Raw genomic sequence first — 15,522 nt, 5'->3', positions numbered from 1 at the left:
TCAGTCATGGCCTGTGCCCTGGAGTGAAGGTGACGATACCGGTAAGTCGCGAAAAGGCTTCATTGATCGTCTCGGCTCCCGCCGCCTTGACCACATCTTTCACCGCGCCATTGGCTACCAGTCTGCCCCTGTCGAACACGATGACCTGATCGGCATGACCGACCTCATCGATCAGGTGCGTGGCCCAGAGAACGCTGATCCCATTGTCTTGCACCAGCTTGCGGATATCAGCGAGAATCGTTGCGCGCGACTTAATATCGAGTCCAACCGTTGCTTCATCGAGAAGCAGCAGCGATGGCTGGTGCAGCAGGGCCCGCACGATCTCGATACGCCTGATCTGTCCGCCGGACAGACTGCGGGCCTTTTCGTAGAGGCGGTCACTCATGTCAATCGACTGCAGAAGCTCGTGAATGCGCTGGTTCGCTTCACGCGCTCCGATCCCGTGCAGCGATGCATGGTAGGACAGGTTCTGGTGCACCGAGAGGTCGAGATCGAGTGTTCGTGCCTGAAATACGATCCCGAGGCGCCGTAGCGCATCACCCGGCCTGCGATTGATATCGTGACCAAACACCTGGATCCTGCCATTTCGGGTAGCGAAGAGGTGACTGATCAACGAAAACAGTGTCGTCTTGCCAGCCCCGTTCAATCCGAGCAGCACGGCAAAACGGCCAGGTGCTATGGAAAAAGAAATGTCGTCCAGCGCCTGCCGTTTCCCGTAGGCGTAGCTCACTGCGGCCAGGTCAAGTGCCGGAACATCGGCTTCCGGCAATGATTTGCCTTGAACGTTGGTCAATCCGGCATTCGTACCCATCGCGCTCCACCCTTGGCACCTTATGCAGCTGTCAGTCAGAGACTGTCTGACGCCTATTTGATCGTTATCTTACCCTTCATCCCCTTGTCGGCAAGGTCTGGAACCGACCAGGTATATTCACCGGGGCGCACTGCCGTGAACTGTACGTTGATTGTGCCCGGCGCGTCGAATTCAAGCCAGGCCGGCCCGCCGTTCATGTGCACTTCGAGATCATGGATGACAATCTGGTTCATCCAGACATTGCGAAAAAGATCCGTGACGAACTTGTACTCCAGACCGGCAGCGGAAGTGATCTTCCAGCGGTAGCCCTGTCCGGCCACCAGTTCAAAATCTTTCTGGTTCACCGAAAAATCATCCGTCTTCGAGCCAAGGATGAGCTCAGGCACATTCTTGCTGGCGCGGCTGACTGCGGGCGTCTTTGCCTGCGTCTCGGCGTTGGGCTTAGGCGCAGCCTGGTCGTCATCATCGTCATCCGCCTGCGCAAATGCGAAGGATTGGGCGACGACGATGCTGAGAAATGCAGCCAATGCGAGCGATTTATAGTTCGTCATGTTATTCCTCCCTTTGGATAATTCTGAATTAGTTCGGAGATACCGCCACACCCCATGGCAATTGCCCGACCGTCACCGATTTGACGGCCTCGTCGCTCGCCGTGTCGATGAAAGTAATGTCGTTGGACAGACCGTTCGTACTGATGATGGTCTTGCCGTCGGGCGTGAAAGCCAACTGCCAGACCCGCTGGCCGACCAGTATGTATTTCTCCACTTCGTAGGTTTCCGCATTGACGACGGCAACGCGATTGGCCGGACCAAGCGCGACATAGGCTTTCTTCCCGTCGGCTGTGATGCGTACGCCGACTGGCTGGATCTGCTCGGTTCGTAGCCCCTGAATTTCGAAGGTGATCTTGTGCGTCACCTCGCGTTTTTTGTTGTCGATGACCGAGACAGTCCCGCCAATCTCCGCGGATACCCAGACCTCCGAGCCATCTGGCTTGAATTGTGCGAAGCGTGGGCGGGAATCGACGAGCACGTTATCGGTTATCTCATGCGTCGTTGTGTCGATGAAATGCGCCATGTTGGTCGTTTCGGAGGTGTTGACCATGGTCTTGCCATCGGGGCTGATGCCCATGCCTTCCGGCTCGACACCCACCGGTATTTCCGCAATCACGCCTTTCGACTCGACATCGATCACCGTGACGAGATTGTCGTCCTCATTGGCGACGTAAAGCGTCTTCCCGTCGGGCGACAGCACGAAAAGCTCCGGGTCGGGTCCGGACGGAAGCGAGCCGATGATCTCATTGGTGCTGGTGTCGATGATCTCCACCGTATCGTCATCGCTAGCGCAGACGTAGAGCAGTTTCCCGTCATGCGAAATGGTGATCCCGCGTGGACGCTGGCCGACATCGATTGTCTTCACCACCTCCATCGTTGCGGAATCGACGACGGTTACCGTATTGTCCTTCTCGTTGGATACGTAGACCATATTTGCCCATGCGGGCTGTGCAAAGAATGGCAGCGCCACGGTCGCAGCGAGCAAGCACAAATGTCGTCGCATTTCTTTCCTCCCATTACGATTCTTAGTTCAGCTTGCACTTGGTCTCCGGGCGGTCGATCCCCAACGTATCGAGCTCGGAAAATTGATGCAGGAAGCCTTCTTGCGGCGATGTCGAGACGACGCCGTGCGCGTCGCCAAGCAGGATCGGTTGTCTCAACTGCCAGTTCCAGTTTCGAAACGTAACCTTCTGTCCCTTGAAGGCTGCAATCGAAAACTCGTCCGCCTTGATGAAGGCTTCAACTTGGGCCGGGTCATTTCCCTTGGTGCGCGTGACAGCTTCGCCCAATATTCGAACTGCCGTCCAGGCCTGCATGTCTTTCGACCGCATCCGGCGCCCGGTCGCCTTGTCGAAGCGGTTCTGGATCTGCGAGCCGCCCCATTGTTCACTGGCTGGATGCCAGCTCGAGGGAGTAAGTCCGGCCGTTCCTGCAACAGGACGTGGTGTCCATGTCCGGTAGGGAACATAGCTGCCGAAAACCTCGCTCTCGTCCGCCACAACCACCACGTCATGTTCAGGCAGGTTTTGCGTGAAGACCGGCATCTGCTTTTGCACCTGGATCACGCCTGTATCAGTTCTACGGGCGCTACCCTTGTCCTCGTACAGGCGCTCCTCGACGATTGTTGCACCGAACCTTGCCGCCGCGCGGCGAATGGCATCAGCGTACAGTTGATCGCGTTCGTGCGAGCCATAGAGCAGCACCCATTTGCGCCATTGTTTCCAGACTAGGTATTGAGCCAGGCCGTCAGCCAGCATGGTGCGTGTTGGCGCCGTGTGGAAGACGTTGGACCGGCATTGCTCCTCGCGCAGAATGTCATCCGTGGCGCCGACATTGAAAAGCAGCACACCATTGTCCTTCGCGAGGTCGGCTATCGACAGCAATTGCTTGGCCGAAATGTCGGTCAGGATGAAGCGGTCGCCGCGGGCAAGCATTTCCTTGAAAACAGGAACGACATCCGCCTCGAACTTCGTCTCCGCCACGTCGAGCGCGAAAGCCTGGCCAAGAAATTTTCCGGTGGTGTTGTTGTCATTGATTGCGACACTGGCACCGGCTACACCCTCGTCGCGGGGAGGAATATCGAGAACGGAAAGCGCCAGCTGCGGTTCATAGGCACGCAGGTAACCGATCTGCGTTTCAACCGTTGGCTTTGCGTTCTTGTCGGTCGATGTCTGTTGAGCAGACAGCTCAGACACGTTGACGAAGAGCAAAAAAAAGCCGATTAAAAACGCAAGAGTGTGTGGCACCGTACTCTTCATGACCATACCATTCAGATATGCCGCCATTCACGTGATGGCGATCGCTTAAGAACAGAGGTGCCCAGAGTGTTTTTAAACAACCCCGCAATAATCTCAACCCTCCTTGTCAGCTTTTCTTGGCCGACGGACGAGATTCTTCATCGCTACGACAGGGCACGTCCATGACCAAAATGCTGGCGAGTGTGCGGAACCGGCAGGAAGCGGAAATCGTCTTTCAGAATGGTGCGGATATTATTGATCTGAAGGACCCCGCAAACGGGGCGCTGGGAGCGGTTGAAGCGGACAAGCTCTTGGAAGTTATCGAATTTATTTCCGGCAGACGGCCCGTCAGCGCCGCATGTGGCGATCTTCCCATGCAGCCTGAAATCATTCGCCGCAAGGTGGAAGAAATTGCTGCGACGGGAGTGGACTTCATCAAAATCGGCTTCTTTCCCTCTGACCAATTGGCTGCTTGCGTGGAGGTGGTGAAGCCGCTCACCTCGCACAAAAAATTGATTGCCGTTCTCTTCGCTGACCACCGGAACGAATATGACGACGACTTGCCTGAACGATTTGCAGCGGCCGGTTTTCACGGCGTGATGATCGACACAGCCAACAAGTCCGCAGGCCGGCTGCTTGATCACATGACGCCCGACCAGATTGGCCATTTCGTCAAGGATTGCCAGTCGCATCGATTGATGTCCGGTGTCGCGGGGTCGCTCGAGGCGCCAGATGTGCCAAGGCTGCTGGCTTTCAAGCCGGACTTTCTCGGCTTTCGCGGAGCACTGTGCGCCGGGCTCGGCCGTAACTCGCCCATCGATGCGCAGGCGACCACTAAGATACGGGCGCTGATACCCGAAGCACAGGGGCTGGGGGCACCAACCGGAGTCGACTACAAGCTCCTGGCAGCGCGCGGCTATTTCCCTGATCCAGCCGAAGCAGGGCTTGGCACCGACAAGATTTTCGTCCGTGATTTTGTTCTGCCGGTACAGATAGGCGCCTATAGTTTCGAGCACGGCAAGTCGCAGAAAGTGCGTTTTGACGTAACGGCTGATGTCTTGCGGGTGACGCGCAATCCGGAAGACATGCGCCATGTCGTTTCCTACGATCTCATCATGGATGGCATCCGGGCCATTGTCGCGCAAGGACATGTCGAGCTGGCCGAGACGCTGGCGGAGCAGGTGGCGGCATTCGTACTGGACAATCCGCGCGTAACCCGCGTGGTGGTACGAGCCGAGAAGCTTGAACTTGGACCTGGCGGTGTTGGTGTCGAAATCGAGCGGAAAAACGACGCAAGGAACTCGACACGGTCCAGGCATTCCCCAGGCAAGGCCGAGCCGGTACACGCACACGGAGGCAGGAAGGGCGCCTCGTCATGAAGCCACTCGTCGTGAAACTGGGAGGAAGCACGGCGGGTCAGGAGGAAATGCAGCGCTGGATCGAGGTCTTGGCGACCGCCGCCTTTCCGCTCGTCATCGTGCCTGGTGGTGGTCCCTTCGCTGATCAGGTCAGGGTTTCGCAGAAGCGCCTGGCCTATTCGGATAAGGCCGCTCATGCGATGGCGATACTCGCCATGGATCAGTTCGGCATTGCCATTGCGGACCGTAACACGCGCCTGCAGCCTGCCCGCTCGGTCGTCGAAATTCATGAGGTGCTTGACGCGGGGAACATGCCCGTGTGGCTTCCATCCTTTATGACGATTGACGCATCGGATATTCCCTGTTCCTGGGATGTCACCTCGGATTCACTCAGTGCCTGGCTGTGTGGACAGTTGCGCTTCAATTCACTCCTGCTGATCAAGCAGACTGACGAGTATCAGCACTATGCCAGCGTTACGGATCTTGCCGAAGCGGGCATCGTCGATAGCCTGCTGCCTGCCATGCTGTGTGAGGGCACACGCGTTCACGTCGCGGGTCCCCAGGCGTTGGATTTGCTCGATTTGCCCTTGGCATCTATCCCCGGACGCATGATCATGCAGTACAGAATGGCCGCCGAAGGATTCGTTGCGCAATGACACGACTTCATACACCGCGCTGGGCGTGGGCGCTGACCGGCTCGGGCCATTTCTTCGTGGAAAGTTTTGATCTGATACGCACGCTGGAGCATTGCGATGTCTTTGTCTCAAAGGCAGCGAATGAAGTGCTGCGCATGTACGGGCTGAAACTCGATTTTCCGGAAACCATGCGGGTATTGCACGACAAGACGGCAAGCTCCATTCCGATCGGCGGTTTCTACCACGGCGTCTATCATACGGCGGTAATTGCACCCGCAACATCGAACACAGTGGCGAAATGCGTGGTCGGGATTTCCGACTCGCTGCCGACCAACGTCTATGCGCAGGCGGGCAAGTGTCTGGTACCGTCGATCGTCTTTGCCTGCGATACGGCGCCCGAACTTGAAACCATGGCGCCGGGCGGTATGGTCAAGGTCTACCCCCGCCCGATCGATCTCGAAAACACCGCACGGCTCAAGACATATGAGCGCACACATGTCGTTGAATCGCTTGCCGAGCTGCAAGCGGCGATCGCTGATCGCCAGAAAGCGATCGCAGGCGATGGCTGAGCGTCTGTTGTTTCTGACCGGGCATCTGGCCCGATCAAGGTTGGAACGGGTTCTGGCAGACCTTGGGCAGACGGCGTTCTCCTATGAGATCATTGATATCGGTGTGAAAGTTGCGGCGCTCATGACCGAGGAGATCATTTCCCGTCGCCTGAAGCCGCCTGTCACTGCCGACAGGGTTATTCTTCCCGGCCGCTACAGGGGCGATCTTGACCGGCTGAGCGAGCGGTTCGAGGTTCCTTTCGTGCGCGGGCCCGACGAAGTTGCTGATTTGCCGGTTTTTCTCGGGCGGGTTGGCAAACCGGTTGACCTTTCGCGGCATGAGATGCGCATCTTCGCGGAAATCGTCGACGCCTCGGCGCTGTCACTTGATGCGTTGAGGCAGCGTGCTGCAACGCTGGCAGCTGCCGGAGCTGATGTCATCGACCTTGGCTGTCTTCCGGAAACGCCGTTTCCGCACCTTGCCGAAGCCGTTCGCCTGCTCAAGCAACAGGGCCTTTCCGTCAGCGTCGATTCGGCGAACCTTGAAGAACTCGAAACCGGTGCTGCTGCCGGCGCAGACTATCTTCTCAGTCTTACTGAGGAAACGATCGGCATCGCCATCAAATACGGCGTTACACCAATTCTCATCCCGGCCATTCCGGGCGACCTCAACTCGCTTGGCCGTGCCATCGATGCTGCGAAGGCTGCGAATATTTCCTTCATCGCCGACCCAGTGCTCGATCCCATTCACTTTGGCTTTGCTGCATCGCTCGGACGCTTCCTAGAAGCGCGACGCCGTTGGCCCAATGTCGAAATGATGATGGGCACAGGCAATCTGACGGAACTCACCGATGCGGATTCGTCTGGTGTAACGGCAATCCTTGCCGGTCTTTGCTCCGAGCTGTCGATCGGCAATGTGCTGGTGGTCAATGTCAGCCCGCACACGGTGCGCACGGTCGAGGAACATGATCGCGCTCGCCGCATCATGTTCGCGGCCAAGCAGGACCATGCTCTGCCGCGCGGCTATGATGCCGGCCTGTTGCAGATCCACGACCGCAAGCCGTATCCCAACAGTATCGAAGATATCGACGCACTCGCCGATGATGTGCGCGATGCCAATTTCCGCATCATGACCGCACCGGACGGCGTCCATATCTTCAATGGCAAGGGCCACCAGGTATCCAGGGATGCATTTGAACTTTTCCCGGGCCTCGGCGTTGAAGGCGACGGGGCGCATGCTTTCTATCTGGGTGCAGAGCTGACCAAGGCCGAAATCGCCTGGAAGCTGGGCAAGCGCTACGCACAGGACGAACCGCTCGCCTGGGGTGCGGCGGCGCCGGAGAAGCAACAAGACCGCACGCGACTGGCCGAAGCAGGCCACACATTGCGAACGAAGAAGGATGTGGCGCCATGACCTACATCAGGGAGACTATCGTAACGACGGTCGATGTCCGGGGCATCGCCCATATCGCCCCGCTCGGCATTATCCAGCAAGACGATGGCTGGATTATCGCCCCGTTTCGCCCTTCAAAGACGCTGGAAAATCTGGCTACTGTTCCCTATGCGATCGCCAATTACACGGACGATATGCTGGTCTTTGCCGGCTGCCTGACCGGGCGCAAGGATTGGCCGACCGTTGCCGTCAAGAATTGCCCGGTGCCGCGACTTCAGTCTGCGCTCAGCCATTCGGTACTCAAGGTCGTCTCAGTCAACGATGATGGCTTGCGCCCACTCCATTTTTGCAAGGTGGTTTCGGAAGCGACGCACGCCCCCTTTACGGGACTCAATCGCGCCAAGGCCGCCGTGCTCGAGCTCGCTATCCTGGTCAGCCGGCTGCATATGCTTTCTCCGGAGAAAATAGATGCGGAAATCGCCTATCTGACCATAGCCATCGAGAAGACCGCGGGGCCCGACGAACAAGAGGCCTGGTCATGGCTCATGCAGCGGGTCAAGGATCACCGCGATGCTGCCGATGCAAAAGGCAAGGATGCGGTGGTGCATCACCACGGAGGCCATATTTAGATGGGACTATGCTCCCTGCAGATGCATTGAACCTAGCAAAGCGACCGCTGCTGCAGGCGCTGCCTTGCTGGCGTCGTCCCGGGCGTCCTCTGTGGCAGGGATCAGCGAACCGAAATCCAAGTAAGGCCGTTCAAGGCGCTTCGCGAGCTCTTTGATCTGCGGGCGTCCGATGCCTGCACCGATCACCGGCGCCGTGCGGTCCGGCGAGAGATTGCGTGCGACGCGGAATGCGGCGTCATGGATCATGCGCAGCTGGTGTTCGCTGAACCACCGCGCGATGTCGATCCACTCATCCTCGTCGAGATCAGCACTGTCACGACCGACCATCCGCGCCAGCCGCGCGATCGATCCAGCGACAGATTTCGCTTGACGATCGGCCGACGGATATTTGTCATCCGCTTCGTCGAGCGTACCGAGGATGCGGCCAAGGTCGGCGGTATTGGCGAAATATTCGTTCATCAGTGGCGTCATCTGCCCTCGTACCGGGACGAGACCCGCGATGCCGATAAGAGCCGAGCGGGCAAACCCGGTATAGACCAGTTCGCCGGTCAAAAGCCGCTCGGCATCGGAATAGCCATGATTGGCCAGTTCGCCATTCTTGAGTGCAAGGATGTCCGTCGTGGTCGAACCCATGTCGACGAAGAGTCCTGTGTCTGAGAGCTTCGCGCTCAGGGAAGCTGTTGCGTGCCAGTTGGCCGATGCGACATCACCTCCAAGGCTACGCGCTGAACCCACATCGCAAAAACCGGCGCGACCGGCATAGATCAGCGTACTCGCCACACCGAACTCTTCCTCGACGAGGTCGAGCAAACTGGCAATTCCGGCATCGCGTGAGGCGAAGGTATCGGAGAGTTCGCCGGTCATGGTGAAGACATTGAAATTGTTCTCCACGCGCAGGGGGCCAAGTTCCCGCAGGGCTTCGCGCAACTGATCGACGCCGAGCCAAAGCGGCGTTTTCAGGATTTTTGCCGAGACAATCTTGCCGTCCTGGCATTGGGCCATCTTCAGATGGGCACCGCCCAGATCCCAGCCGGTAACCAGGGGCTTTCCTTCGTTGGCAAATCGGGATTTCATGGGCACATCATTCCTTGGATTCGACAAGTGCATATCATTCCCGTACTCGACATAAAAGAAGGTCTCGTCGTTCGCGCCCGCATGGGTAACCGCGATGCGTACCAGCCTATTGAAACGCCGATCAGCTCGACGGCCAATGTCCTCGACGTGGCGAACGGCCTGCGTGCGCTCCATCCTTTTCCGGTTCTCTACGTTGCCGATCTCGACTCAATACAGGACCGCCCATCGCCCCGGAATGTCTTGAACCAATTGATGCCACTGCTTACCAAGTCCGATATCTGGCTCGACGCAGGCTTCAGTGAAAGGGCTCAACTGGAGCCCATTCTCGCAACGCCCGGTATCTTGCCGGTTCTGGGTTCCGAGTCCCAAACAGACCCTTCCGTGCTCGCAACGCTATGCACAAACCCGCGCCTGATCCTGTCTCTTGATTTTCGCGGCGACGAGTTCCTAGGCCCCCGGTCGATCCTCGAGGACGCGGAGAATTGGCCATCCCGAGTGATCGTCATGACTCTCGGCCGGATCGGCGCCAATGCGGGACCGGACTTCGATCGTCTTGCAGAGATCAAGCGCCGCGCTGAAGACCGAACCGTCATCGCTGCTGGAGGTATACGTAGCCTGCATGATCTTGAACGGCTGGAAACAATGGGCATATCGGCTGCGCTCGTAGCAACGTCGCTCCACAACGGCGCGCTGACACCGGAAGCGATTTCGTCTCTGATGAAAAACGAGAACATCCGGCACGGTTGAGAAGGGGAGGAAGAGTGCTCCTTCTCCCCTTTCTCCGTGCTAGAAACCCAGAAGTTTTGCCAACCGGCGCAACAGGCCATCCGGTTCGCCAGAGGGCGTGCTCTGTGCGGGGTTGTCTCTTGTCTAGGCGCTAAACGGATGCTTGACAGAGTCGCGCTGAGCGGTTGCTTCCGCAGCAGTCGGCTTGCCCGTCACTGCGCGTTGGATGGCTTCCTTCGTTGCACGGTAATTGAAGTCCTGGATCTTGGCATCGCTTTCGGCCTCCCAATGGATGAAGACGCCAACACAGATGAAAATGTCGTCAGCTTCTTCAGCCGGAATGGTGCCATCGGCAACACTGTCCTGAACTGCCTTTGCAACGGCGTGCTGAGCAGGTCCGAACATCTGGACCGCCTGCTTGGCGCCCTTGATCGTAACCTTGTTGAACATCACGGTGTTCGGCTTGCATGCCAGGTTCGGTGCGATAACGGCAAGAAGGGAGGTGAATCCGTCCTTGTTGTTCGTCAACGCATGGCAGAATGCCGACTCGACCGCGCTGCCTCGCGGTCCGATCAGAAGATCGATATGCGCAACTTCATTTCCGTCGCCAATAAGCGACTCGCCAACCATAACTTTATTGATTTTCGCCACGGCCTAATTCCTCCCTATAGCGGTCCCAAATGGTTTGTCCAAAGACGCCGTACCTCTCGAGACACGACTCTCGATGGACAGCTATCCTTGTTCGCAGCACCCTTGAGTTGGGGGTCGGTTGGCCAGATAGCAGCGGATGAAATCCGCTGTCGAAATTCAAGCATTTACCTCAACATTATGCAAGGCCAAGTTGAGTTTTAATGCAAAAAGCGTGGCAACTGTCAGGTCGGCGGAAGTCCCTGGATTGATGCCGTCGGCTTTGAGCTGCACATCAAAAGCAAGAAGTACTTTTTCCCGCTCTTTTCCATCGGTCAAACCTTCAATGCGCCTGAGATTTCGCTCGCCTTCCTGGCGTGTTTTCTCGGCAACGAGATTGCCATGCTTGCGGATGATGTGGCTGTCGGGAAAGGCCGACAGGAAGTGCAGATAGATGAAAACGGCAGGCCACATCCCCCGCTCGTCGCGGTCGACCGCAGCTTTGTGCGCCTTGAGCCCGCCAGTGAAAATGTCGGCAAACCCGGTCACATATTGCCGGGCAATCATGTCCCGGTCAGCAGCCTCCCGCATTGCTTCGAGGAGCGATACTTCCGGCTCTATCGACACATCGTGTTTCGGAGCAGAACCGAGCCCGCCCGGCTGCGCCAGCACAATTGCCGAAAACACGTCGCGTGCATCATCGATACCCAATTTCTCAAGCGTTGTCGTGACGCTTGCTTGCAGATCCGGGTCGCCGGTTTCAGCAGCCTTTGCCAGAGGAACGCATAGCAGCAGAATACCGAGATTGGTGTTGGTTCCGATCTTGTTTCGCGTTGCCGTGACCGCGGCGAGAATGCGCTGACCCGTAGAAAGGGCAGGGTCACTCACGGCATGGGACGACACCTGAGCACTTTCAAAAAACTGCCCGGCGTTCATGCGATGACCATCAGCAAAACGATGGACGTTCCCCGGTTTCAGCGCCTCGATTTCTTGGTAACAAGCGTCGATATAGGCTCGCCTGATCTGTTCGCGCGTCGGTTTCACGCCGCCGGTCTCTCATCCAGTTGAGGCACGATCCGGGCGGCGAGGGCATTGGCGATGCAATCAGCAATCTTTACAGGAACGACCGATTGCAGCCCGGTCCAGGCCGGCATGCTGTTGACCTCGAGAACCAGAAGCCGTCCATCCACAGCCGGGACAATATCGATACCGGCGAAATCGGTGCCGATTGCTGCGGAAGCAGCCAGGGCGAGGCTTTCCAGCTTGGCACGCAGCGGGCCCTCAACAGGTTCCGCCTTTGCTCCCTTGGCGATATTGGTGATCCATCCCTCGGCGCGACGCGTGATCATGCCCAGCACTTCTCCGGCGCAGGTGAAGACCCGGTAATCGCAGAAGGGCGGTCCGGAATGCGCCACGAAACGCTGGAGATAATAGACATCATCGATCTCTTCCGGTGCGGGCAGGTCTTCGATACGGCGGATAAGCCGGATACCCTTTCCCTGCGAACCGAACAGCGGTTTCAACACAAGCGGACCGTGACCGAGTTCACGCTCCGCCACAGCCTTCGCATTTGCGAGACTCTCGACGGCGAAGGTCTCCGGCGTGGGCAAGCCCGCCTGCGCCAGAAAGAATGTAGTGGTTGATTTGTCGACGCAGCGCTCGATGGCCTTTGCCGAGTTCCAGACCGGAACGTCTAAATGGGCAAAGGCATGCAATATGCCGAGACGGCGGGTAATCGCCTCGAATGTTCCCGATGAAATGGATCGAACAATCACTGCCGCAGGCAGGCCGCCATTCATCCCTGGAATTGCGATACCCGATGGATATCGGCTGTCGAAACCGATATCCGCTAAAGCGAGTGCCAGGACGTCAAATCCGAGCGTCTTGAACGAGGATTGAAGCTGCCTCACCTGACGATCAGGCCGGTCGGATAGGATCAGTATCGTGTCTGGCATTTTTGTGTCGTCACCCCAGGGATCGTTCCAGCATTGCAGTATCAGAATTGCCACTGCGGAAGGTATCACCCGTTTCGATGGCGGTGACAATCACCTCCGCAGGGCTGAACAAATGCGGGTCGATGGCGTAGAAATCGCCTTTGAACTTCTTGAAGATATCAGCGAACGGCTGCCCGTGGTCTCGGGATGTCCGGCTCGGAAGCTGTTCTGCCAGATCGCGTGCGGCTGCAGAGCTGCCGCGCACATAGAGTTGGACGATACCACCATAGATGATCGCGTCATTCGTCCGGCCCATGGCCTGCAGGAAATCCGGATGCGGGGCAGGGATAGGCGCCCGCCCGGCGCCATCAACGATAGCCTCGAGTGGAAAGTTGAGGTCGTGTGCCTTATGCAATGCCACCTCGAGCACCCGGCCGACGATCTGCATGGAACCTGTCAGGCTTTGTGTCGGCGCATAGATGAAAGTCAGTTTTTCCGGATCGAGACCCGTCGTTTTCGATACTTTCTCGACAATTGCCGCGGGCGGAGGCGCTGCGGTTTCGAGCACGACGACTGACGATTCCGCATCCGGTTCGCGATAGGTGATTTTCTCGAAAAGCGGTTCGACGCGTGCAAGTGCCCGTACCGGACCGGATCCCATGGCAAAATACTTCTCGTGCGAAAGATTCCACCCGGCATACTGGCTGCCAAGGCAGGCAAGCACCGGTTGCGAAGAGCGAACATCGACGGAATACGGCCATTTGCCCGCACCAAACGCTGCCGACACCGTGCCCAATCCGCCCATGCAGATTTCAACGATCCGCAGGCCAGCCTCGATACCGCCCGGACTGCTTGCACCGGCGTCTATCAGATGTTCGCCAAGGCTGCCGCGGCTGTGACCAACACCAAGCCGGTCCGCATCCTCGATCATCGCATCGGCAATGCGTTGCGCACTTCTGTTCAGATAGGCCTTACCGTCCCTCATCGGAAATCCTCCCTCCAATGGACTGCGAGTTCCTTGACGCGGCTCTTGACGGCCTTCATCGCGGCAGCAGCCGAATTTGCTGTTGCGAAAACCGTGCAGACGGGATCGCCCGCTCGAAGTGCGGTGCCCGACAGCTGGTGGTCTGCAGTCATTGCGGGCCACGCAACTTGCGGAAAGGCGCTGATGGCTTTCGCGGTATAGGCAATCGCCGATGCAGCCGAGCCTCGATAGGCTGGTATCGATAAATTGCACCCCATGGCTGCGCGCAAATGCTCCCGAATCAGCGGCGTTTCCTCGCTGTCGAAAATGTCGAGCGTTGCGCCCGGACGCGGATTGATCTCGATGAGATGGAGGCCGCAATCGTCCTCGATGAAGTCGGCACTGCACAGCCCGGCGAGGCCCGTACGCCTGGTCAATGCTGTCAGCCGGTCCTCGATCCACGCAGCCTTTTGCCCGTCGTAGCGTTGAAGCCGGACGGCGCCGCCATAGCGGAACGGCGTGTTTTTTGAGCGCGAAGACCATTGGCGGCTGAAGCCGACAATATGGGCTTTGTGCCTGTCGGCGAGAAAAAGCGCTGAAAGATTTTTCCCGGAAATGAAACGCTGAAAGTAACGTTCGGGCCCGGAAGCATCGCCATTCGCCGGCTTCACATGCGAACCACCCGCCCCGCCTGTCAGTTTCGTCAGCCATTCCTGCGGGTTTTCGGGGATATCAAAACGAATGTCAGGATGCGGAATTTTCAGCTCGGAACAGAGGCGGGAAAGACTGACCGGATCCTTGACCAGCCGGATCGTTTTCGCGCTGTTTCCGGACACAGAGAATTCTTTCGAAATCGCGTCGATCATTTCCGGTTTTCGTTCGAAACCGGAGCCGAAGACGACGGCAACAGGCTCATCACCACCCGCGAGTTCGCTCAGCGTCTCGACGATCCGGTCTTCATCGATTCCGGCCTGCAGGCTGCCCGACAGCTTCACCGCACGATCCGCCAGTGCGAGCGTGTCCGCATCGTTGAAAAGGTCGGCGACAAGCGGCCGGAATCCCCCCCGCCTCGCTGCTGCGGCAAGCGAGCGGCCCGAGATTGCGGCGATCAGGATCGCGGCGTTATTTGGCAAGGTCGCGAGCAAGGGTGAATGCATCCCGGAAATCTAGGATGACCGGCTTTTCGGCCTTGATCATCCGTTCGAACAAACCAGCCTGCGTCTTGTATTTGACGTTGCCAATGGAGAGCGGACCAATGCCGACAGCCTGTGTCGCATCGAGTTTCTCACCATTGGCATTGACTTTCAGCCCTTCGATACCTGCCGGGGGAACTGCATTCACATCTGCGACAACCAGCAGCCCGCCTGCCGAACCGAGCTGCGCTTTCGAGATCACCTGCACGCCTGCCTTTGCTGCCGCAAGAACAACCTCCGTGCCCTCGACGATGGTAGCCTTTTTGGCTTCCGTGGATCCATCAGCCGCTTCGACTGTCACATTGAACCGCTGCTTGATCGAGGCTGCAATCTCCTGCACGCGTTCAATGCCGTCGTGGCCAACGATTGTCACCATTGCACCTTCGCCAGCCGCAATAACCGCCGTACAGTACCCGACCACGCCGGTTGCGCCAAAGACCGCTACCGAGGTTCCGTTGAGTTCGCGGTCGTGGTGTTTGATCAGCGCTTTCTCGACCTTGGCAACCATGGCCGCTGCGGTTGTGAACGATCCGGCCGGATCGGCAAACACCGAGACTTCGAAGGGCGGCACCATGGATTTCCTTGCCGCGTCGAGCATGTCGAGCGCCAGCGGGGCATCCTTGCCGGCAAGGAAAATGCCGGTCGCGACACCTGCATCCGGCGGGCGCGAAAAGATGGCATCCTGAACGAGGTTGCCGACATCGGAAAGTTCGACATCCGTATAGGGGATCACCGCATCATAGCCCGCATCGAGCGCCATGTTGACGTCGAACGGACTCATGTGCCGAAGGGGTGTCAGCATATGAAGGATCGTTTTGCGGCTCATGTTTTCCGCTCCTCTT

17 protein-coding genes are annotated in these 15,522 nt (G+C 57.9%); 6 read left to right on the top strand and 11 right to left on the bottom strand.

Annotated features, from left to right (window positions below):
- Positions 1-4: 4 nt before the first annotated feature.
- From BLM14_RS24320 to BLM14_RS24305, 4 genes are read right to left on the bottom strand one after another with little or no spacing between them, the layout of a single operon-like run.
- Entirely contained in the window at positions 5-811 is an 807-nt protein-coding gene (locus BLM14_RS24320) for an ABC transporter ATP-binding protein (RefSeq protein WP_100002484.1), read from the bottom strand.
- 53 nt (positions 812-864) lie between these two features.
- Positions 865-1,362 carry a cupredoxin domain-containing protein gene (locus tag BLM14_RS24315; protein ID WP_100002483.1) on the bottom strand — a complete coding sequence of 166 codons (498 nt, stop codon included), beginning with the start codon at positions 1,360-1,362 and terminating at the stop codon, positions 865-867.
- A 28-nt stretch (positions 1,363-1,390) separates the two neighbouring features.
- Complete coding sequence (locus tag BLM14_RS24310) at positions 1,391-2,365, bottom strand: YVTN family beta-propeller repeat protein (protein ID WP_100002481.1); 975 nt, start codon at positions 2,363-2,365, stop codon at positions 1,391-1,393.
- Positions 2,366-2,387: 22 nt separating this feature from the next.
- Positions 2,388-3,620 carry an ABC transporter substrate-binding protein gene (locus BLM14_RS24305; RefSeq protein ID WP_100002914.1) on the bottom strand — a complete coding sequence of 411 codons (1,233 nt, stop codon included), beginning with the start codon at positions 3,618-3,620 and terminating at the stop codon, positions 2,388-2,390.
- A gap of 161 nt (positions 3,621-3,781) precedes the next feature.
- Here BLM14_RS24305 and BLM14_RS24300 point away from each other — a divergent pair, with 161 nt between their 5' ends.
- From BLM14_RS24300 to BLM14_RS24280, 5 genes are read left to right on the top strand one after another with little or no spacing between them, the layout of a single operon-like run.
- Positions 3,782-4,978: a (5-formylfuran-3-yl)methyl phosphate synthase gene (locus BLM14_RS24300; protein ID WP_100002479.1), complete on the top strand. Its 1,197-nt coding sequence runs from the start codon at positions 3,782-3,784 to the stop codon at positions 4,976-4,978.
- Positions 4,975-5,613 (top strand): amino acid kinase family protein, encoded by a 639-nt coding sequence (locus BLM14_RS24295; protein WP_100002477.1) that lies wholly within the window; start codon positions 4,975-4,977, stop codon positions 5,611-5,613. Before BLM14_RS24300 ends, BLM14_RS24295 begins: the two co-directional genes overlap by 4 nt.
- The gene (locus BLM14_RS24290) at positions 5,610-6,161 is read left to right on the top strand and encodes a flavoprotein (RefSeq protein ID WP_100002475.1); all 552 of its coding nucleotides are present in this window, start codon (positions 5,610-5,612) and stop codon (positions 6,159-6,161) included. Before BLM14_RS24295 ends, BLM14_RS24290 begins: the two co-directional genes overlap by 4 nt.
- Positions 6,154-7,554, top strand: a complete 1,401-nt coding sequence (locus BLM14_RS24285) for a DUF6513 domain-containing protein (protein WP_100002473.1) — start codon at positions 6,154-6,156, stop codon at positions 7,552-7,554. Before BLM14_RS24290 ends, BLM14_RS24285 begins: the two co-directional genes overlap by 8 nt.
- Complete coding sequence (locus tag BLM14_RS24280; protein ID WP_100002471.1) at positions 7,551-8,162, top strand: DUF447 domain-containing protein; 612 nt, start codon at positions 7,551-7,553, stop codon at positions 8,160-8,162. The genes BLM14_RS24285 and BLM14_RS24280 overlap by 4 nt, the downstream gene beginning before the upstream one ends.
- A gap of 6 nt (positions 8,163-8,168) precedes the next feature.
- Here BLM14_RS24280 and BLM14_RS24275 read toward each other — a convergent pair whose 3' ends face one another.
- Positions 8,169-9,236 (bottom strand): hydantoinase/oxoprolinase family protein, encoded by a 1,068-nt coding sequence (locus BLM14_RS24275; protein WP_100002470.1) that lies wholly within the window; start codon positions 9,234-9,236, stop codon positions 8,169-8,171.
- 27 nt (positions 9,237-9,263) lie between these two features.
- Between BLM14_RS24275 and BLM14_RS24270 the strand changes: the two genes are divergently transcribed.
- Complete coding sequence (locus BLM14_RS24270; protein ID WP_162293238.1) at positions 9,264-9,983, top strand: HisA/HisF-related TIM barrel protein; 720 nt, start codon at positions 9,264-9,266, stop codon at positions 9,981-9,983.
- Positions 9,984-10,106: 123 nt separating this feature from the next.
- On the opposite strand, the gene fae is transcribed toward BLM14_RS24270, so the two are convergent.
- From fae to BLM14_RS24240, 6 genes are all read right to left on the bottom strand, one after another.
- Positions 10,107-10,613, bottom strand: coding sequence for a formaldehyde-activating enzyme (gene fae, locus BLM14_RS24265; protein ID WP_100002468.1), 507 nt, complete (start codon positions 10,611-10,613; stop codon positions 10,107-10,109).
- Between the two features lie 156 nt (positions 10,614-10,769).
- Complete coding sequence (locus tag BLM14_RS24260) at positions 10,770-11,633, bottom strand: triphosphoribosyl-dephospho-CoA synthase (protein ID WP_100002466.1); 864 nt, start codon at positions 11,631-11,633, stop codon at positions 10,770-10,772.
- Complete coding sequence (locus BLM14_RS24255) at positions 11,630-12,544, bottom strand: ATP-grasp domain-containing protein (RefSeq protein WP_100002464.1); 915 nt, start codon at positions 12,542-12,544, stop codon at positions 11,630-11,632. Before BLM14_RS24255 ends, BLM14_RS24260 begins: the two co-directional genes overlap by 4 nt.
- A gap of 10 nt (positions 12,545-12,554) precedes the next feature.
- Positions 12,555-13,508 carry a methenyltetrahydromethanopterin cyclohydrolase gene (gene mch / locus BLM14_RS24250; protein ID WP_100002462.1) on the bottom strand — a complete coding sequence of 318 codons (954 nt, stop codon included), beginning with the start codon at positions 13,506-13,508 and terminating at the stop codon, positions 12,555-12,557.
- Positions 13,505-14,644 (bottom strand): ATP-grasp domain-containing protein, encoded by a 1,140-nt coding sequence (locus BLM14_RS24245; RefSeq protein ID WP_100002460.1) that lies wholly within the window; start codon positions 14,642-14,644, stop codon positions 13,505-13,507. The genes mch and BLM14_RS24245 overlap by 4 nt, the downstream gene beginning before the upstream one ends.
- A complete protein-coding gene (locus BLM14_RS24240) occupies positions 14,610-15,506 on the bottom strand; it encodes an NAD(P)-dependent methylenetetrahydromethanopterin dehydrogenase (protein WP_100002458.1) in 897 nt (298 codons plus the stop codon). The genes BLM14_RS24245 and BLM14_RS24240 overlap by 35 nt, the downstream gene beginning before the upstream one ends.
- Between the last annotated feature and the right edge of the window lie 16 nt (positions 15,507-15,522).

Origin of the sequence: Phyllobacterium zundukense, from assembly GCF_002764115.1 — a bacterium.
GTDB lineage: Bacteria > Pseudomonadota > Alphaproteobacteria > Rhizobiales > Rhizobiaceae > Phyllobacterium > Phyllobacterium zundukense.
Note: the sequence above shows the minus strand (reverse complement) of the source record. Positions and strands in the feature narration are given on the sequence as shown.

Coding starts and splice junctions, on each gene's coding strand:
- BLM14_RS24320 (WP_100002484.1), bottom strand. CDS start 811: ATGGGTACGAATGCCGGATTGACCAACGTTCAAGGCAAATCATTGCCG.
- BLM14_RS24315 (WP_100002483.1), bottom strand. CDS start 1,362: ATGACGAACTATAAATCGCTCGCATTGGCTGCATTTCTCAGCATCGTC.
- BLM14_RS24310 (WP_100002481.1), bottom strand. CDS start 2,365: ATGCGACGACATTTGTGCTTGCTCGCTGCGACCGTGGCGCTGCCATTC.
- BLM14_RS24305 (WP_100002914.1), bottom strand. CDS start 3,620: ATGAAGAGTACGGTGCCACACACTCTTGCGTTTTTAATCGGCTTTTTT.
- BLM14_RS24300 (WP_100002479.1), top strand. CDS start 3,782: ATGACCAAAATGCTGGCGAGTGTGCGGAACCGGCAGGAAGCGGAAATC.
- BLM14_RS24295 (WP_100002477.1), top strand. CDS start 4,975: ATGAAGCCACTCGTCGTGAAACTGGGAGGAAGCACGGCGGGTCAGGAG.
- BLM14_RS24290 (WP_100002475.1), top strand. CDS start 5,610: ATGACACGACTTCATACACCGCGCTGGGCGTGGGCGCTGACCGGCTCG.
- BLM14_RS24285 (WP_100002473.1), top strand. CDS start 6,154: ATGGCTGAGCGTCTGTTGTTTCTGACCGGGCATCTGGCCCGATCAAGG.
- BLM14_RS24280 (WP_100002471.1), top strand. CDS start 7,551: ATGACCTACATCAGGGAGACTATCGTAACGACGGTCGATGTCCGGGGC.
- BLM14_RS24275 (WP_100002470.1), bottom strand. CDS start 9,236: ATGAAATCCCGATTTGCCAACGAAGGAAAGCCCCTGGTTACCGGCTGG.
- BLM14_RS24255 (WP_100002464.1), bottom strand. CDS start 12,544: ATGCCAGACACGATACTGATCCTATCCGACCGGCCTGATCGTCAGGTG.
- mch (WP_100002462.1), bottom strand. CDS start 13,508: ATGAGGGACGGTAAGGCCTATCTGAACAGAAGTGCGCAACGCATTGCC.
- BLM14_RS24245 (WP_100002460.1), bottom strand. CDS start 14,644: ATGCATTCACCCTTGCTCGCGACCTTGCCAAATAACGCCGCGATCCTG.
- BLM14_RS24240 (WP_100002458.1), bottom strand. CDS start 15,506: ATGAGCCGCAAAACGATCCTTCATATGCTGACACCCCTTCGGCACATG.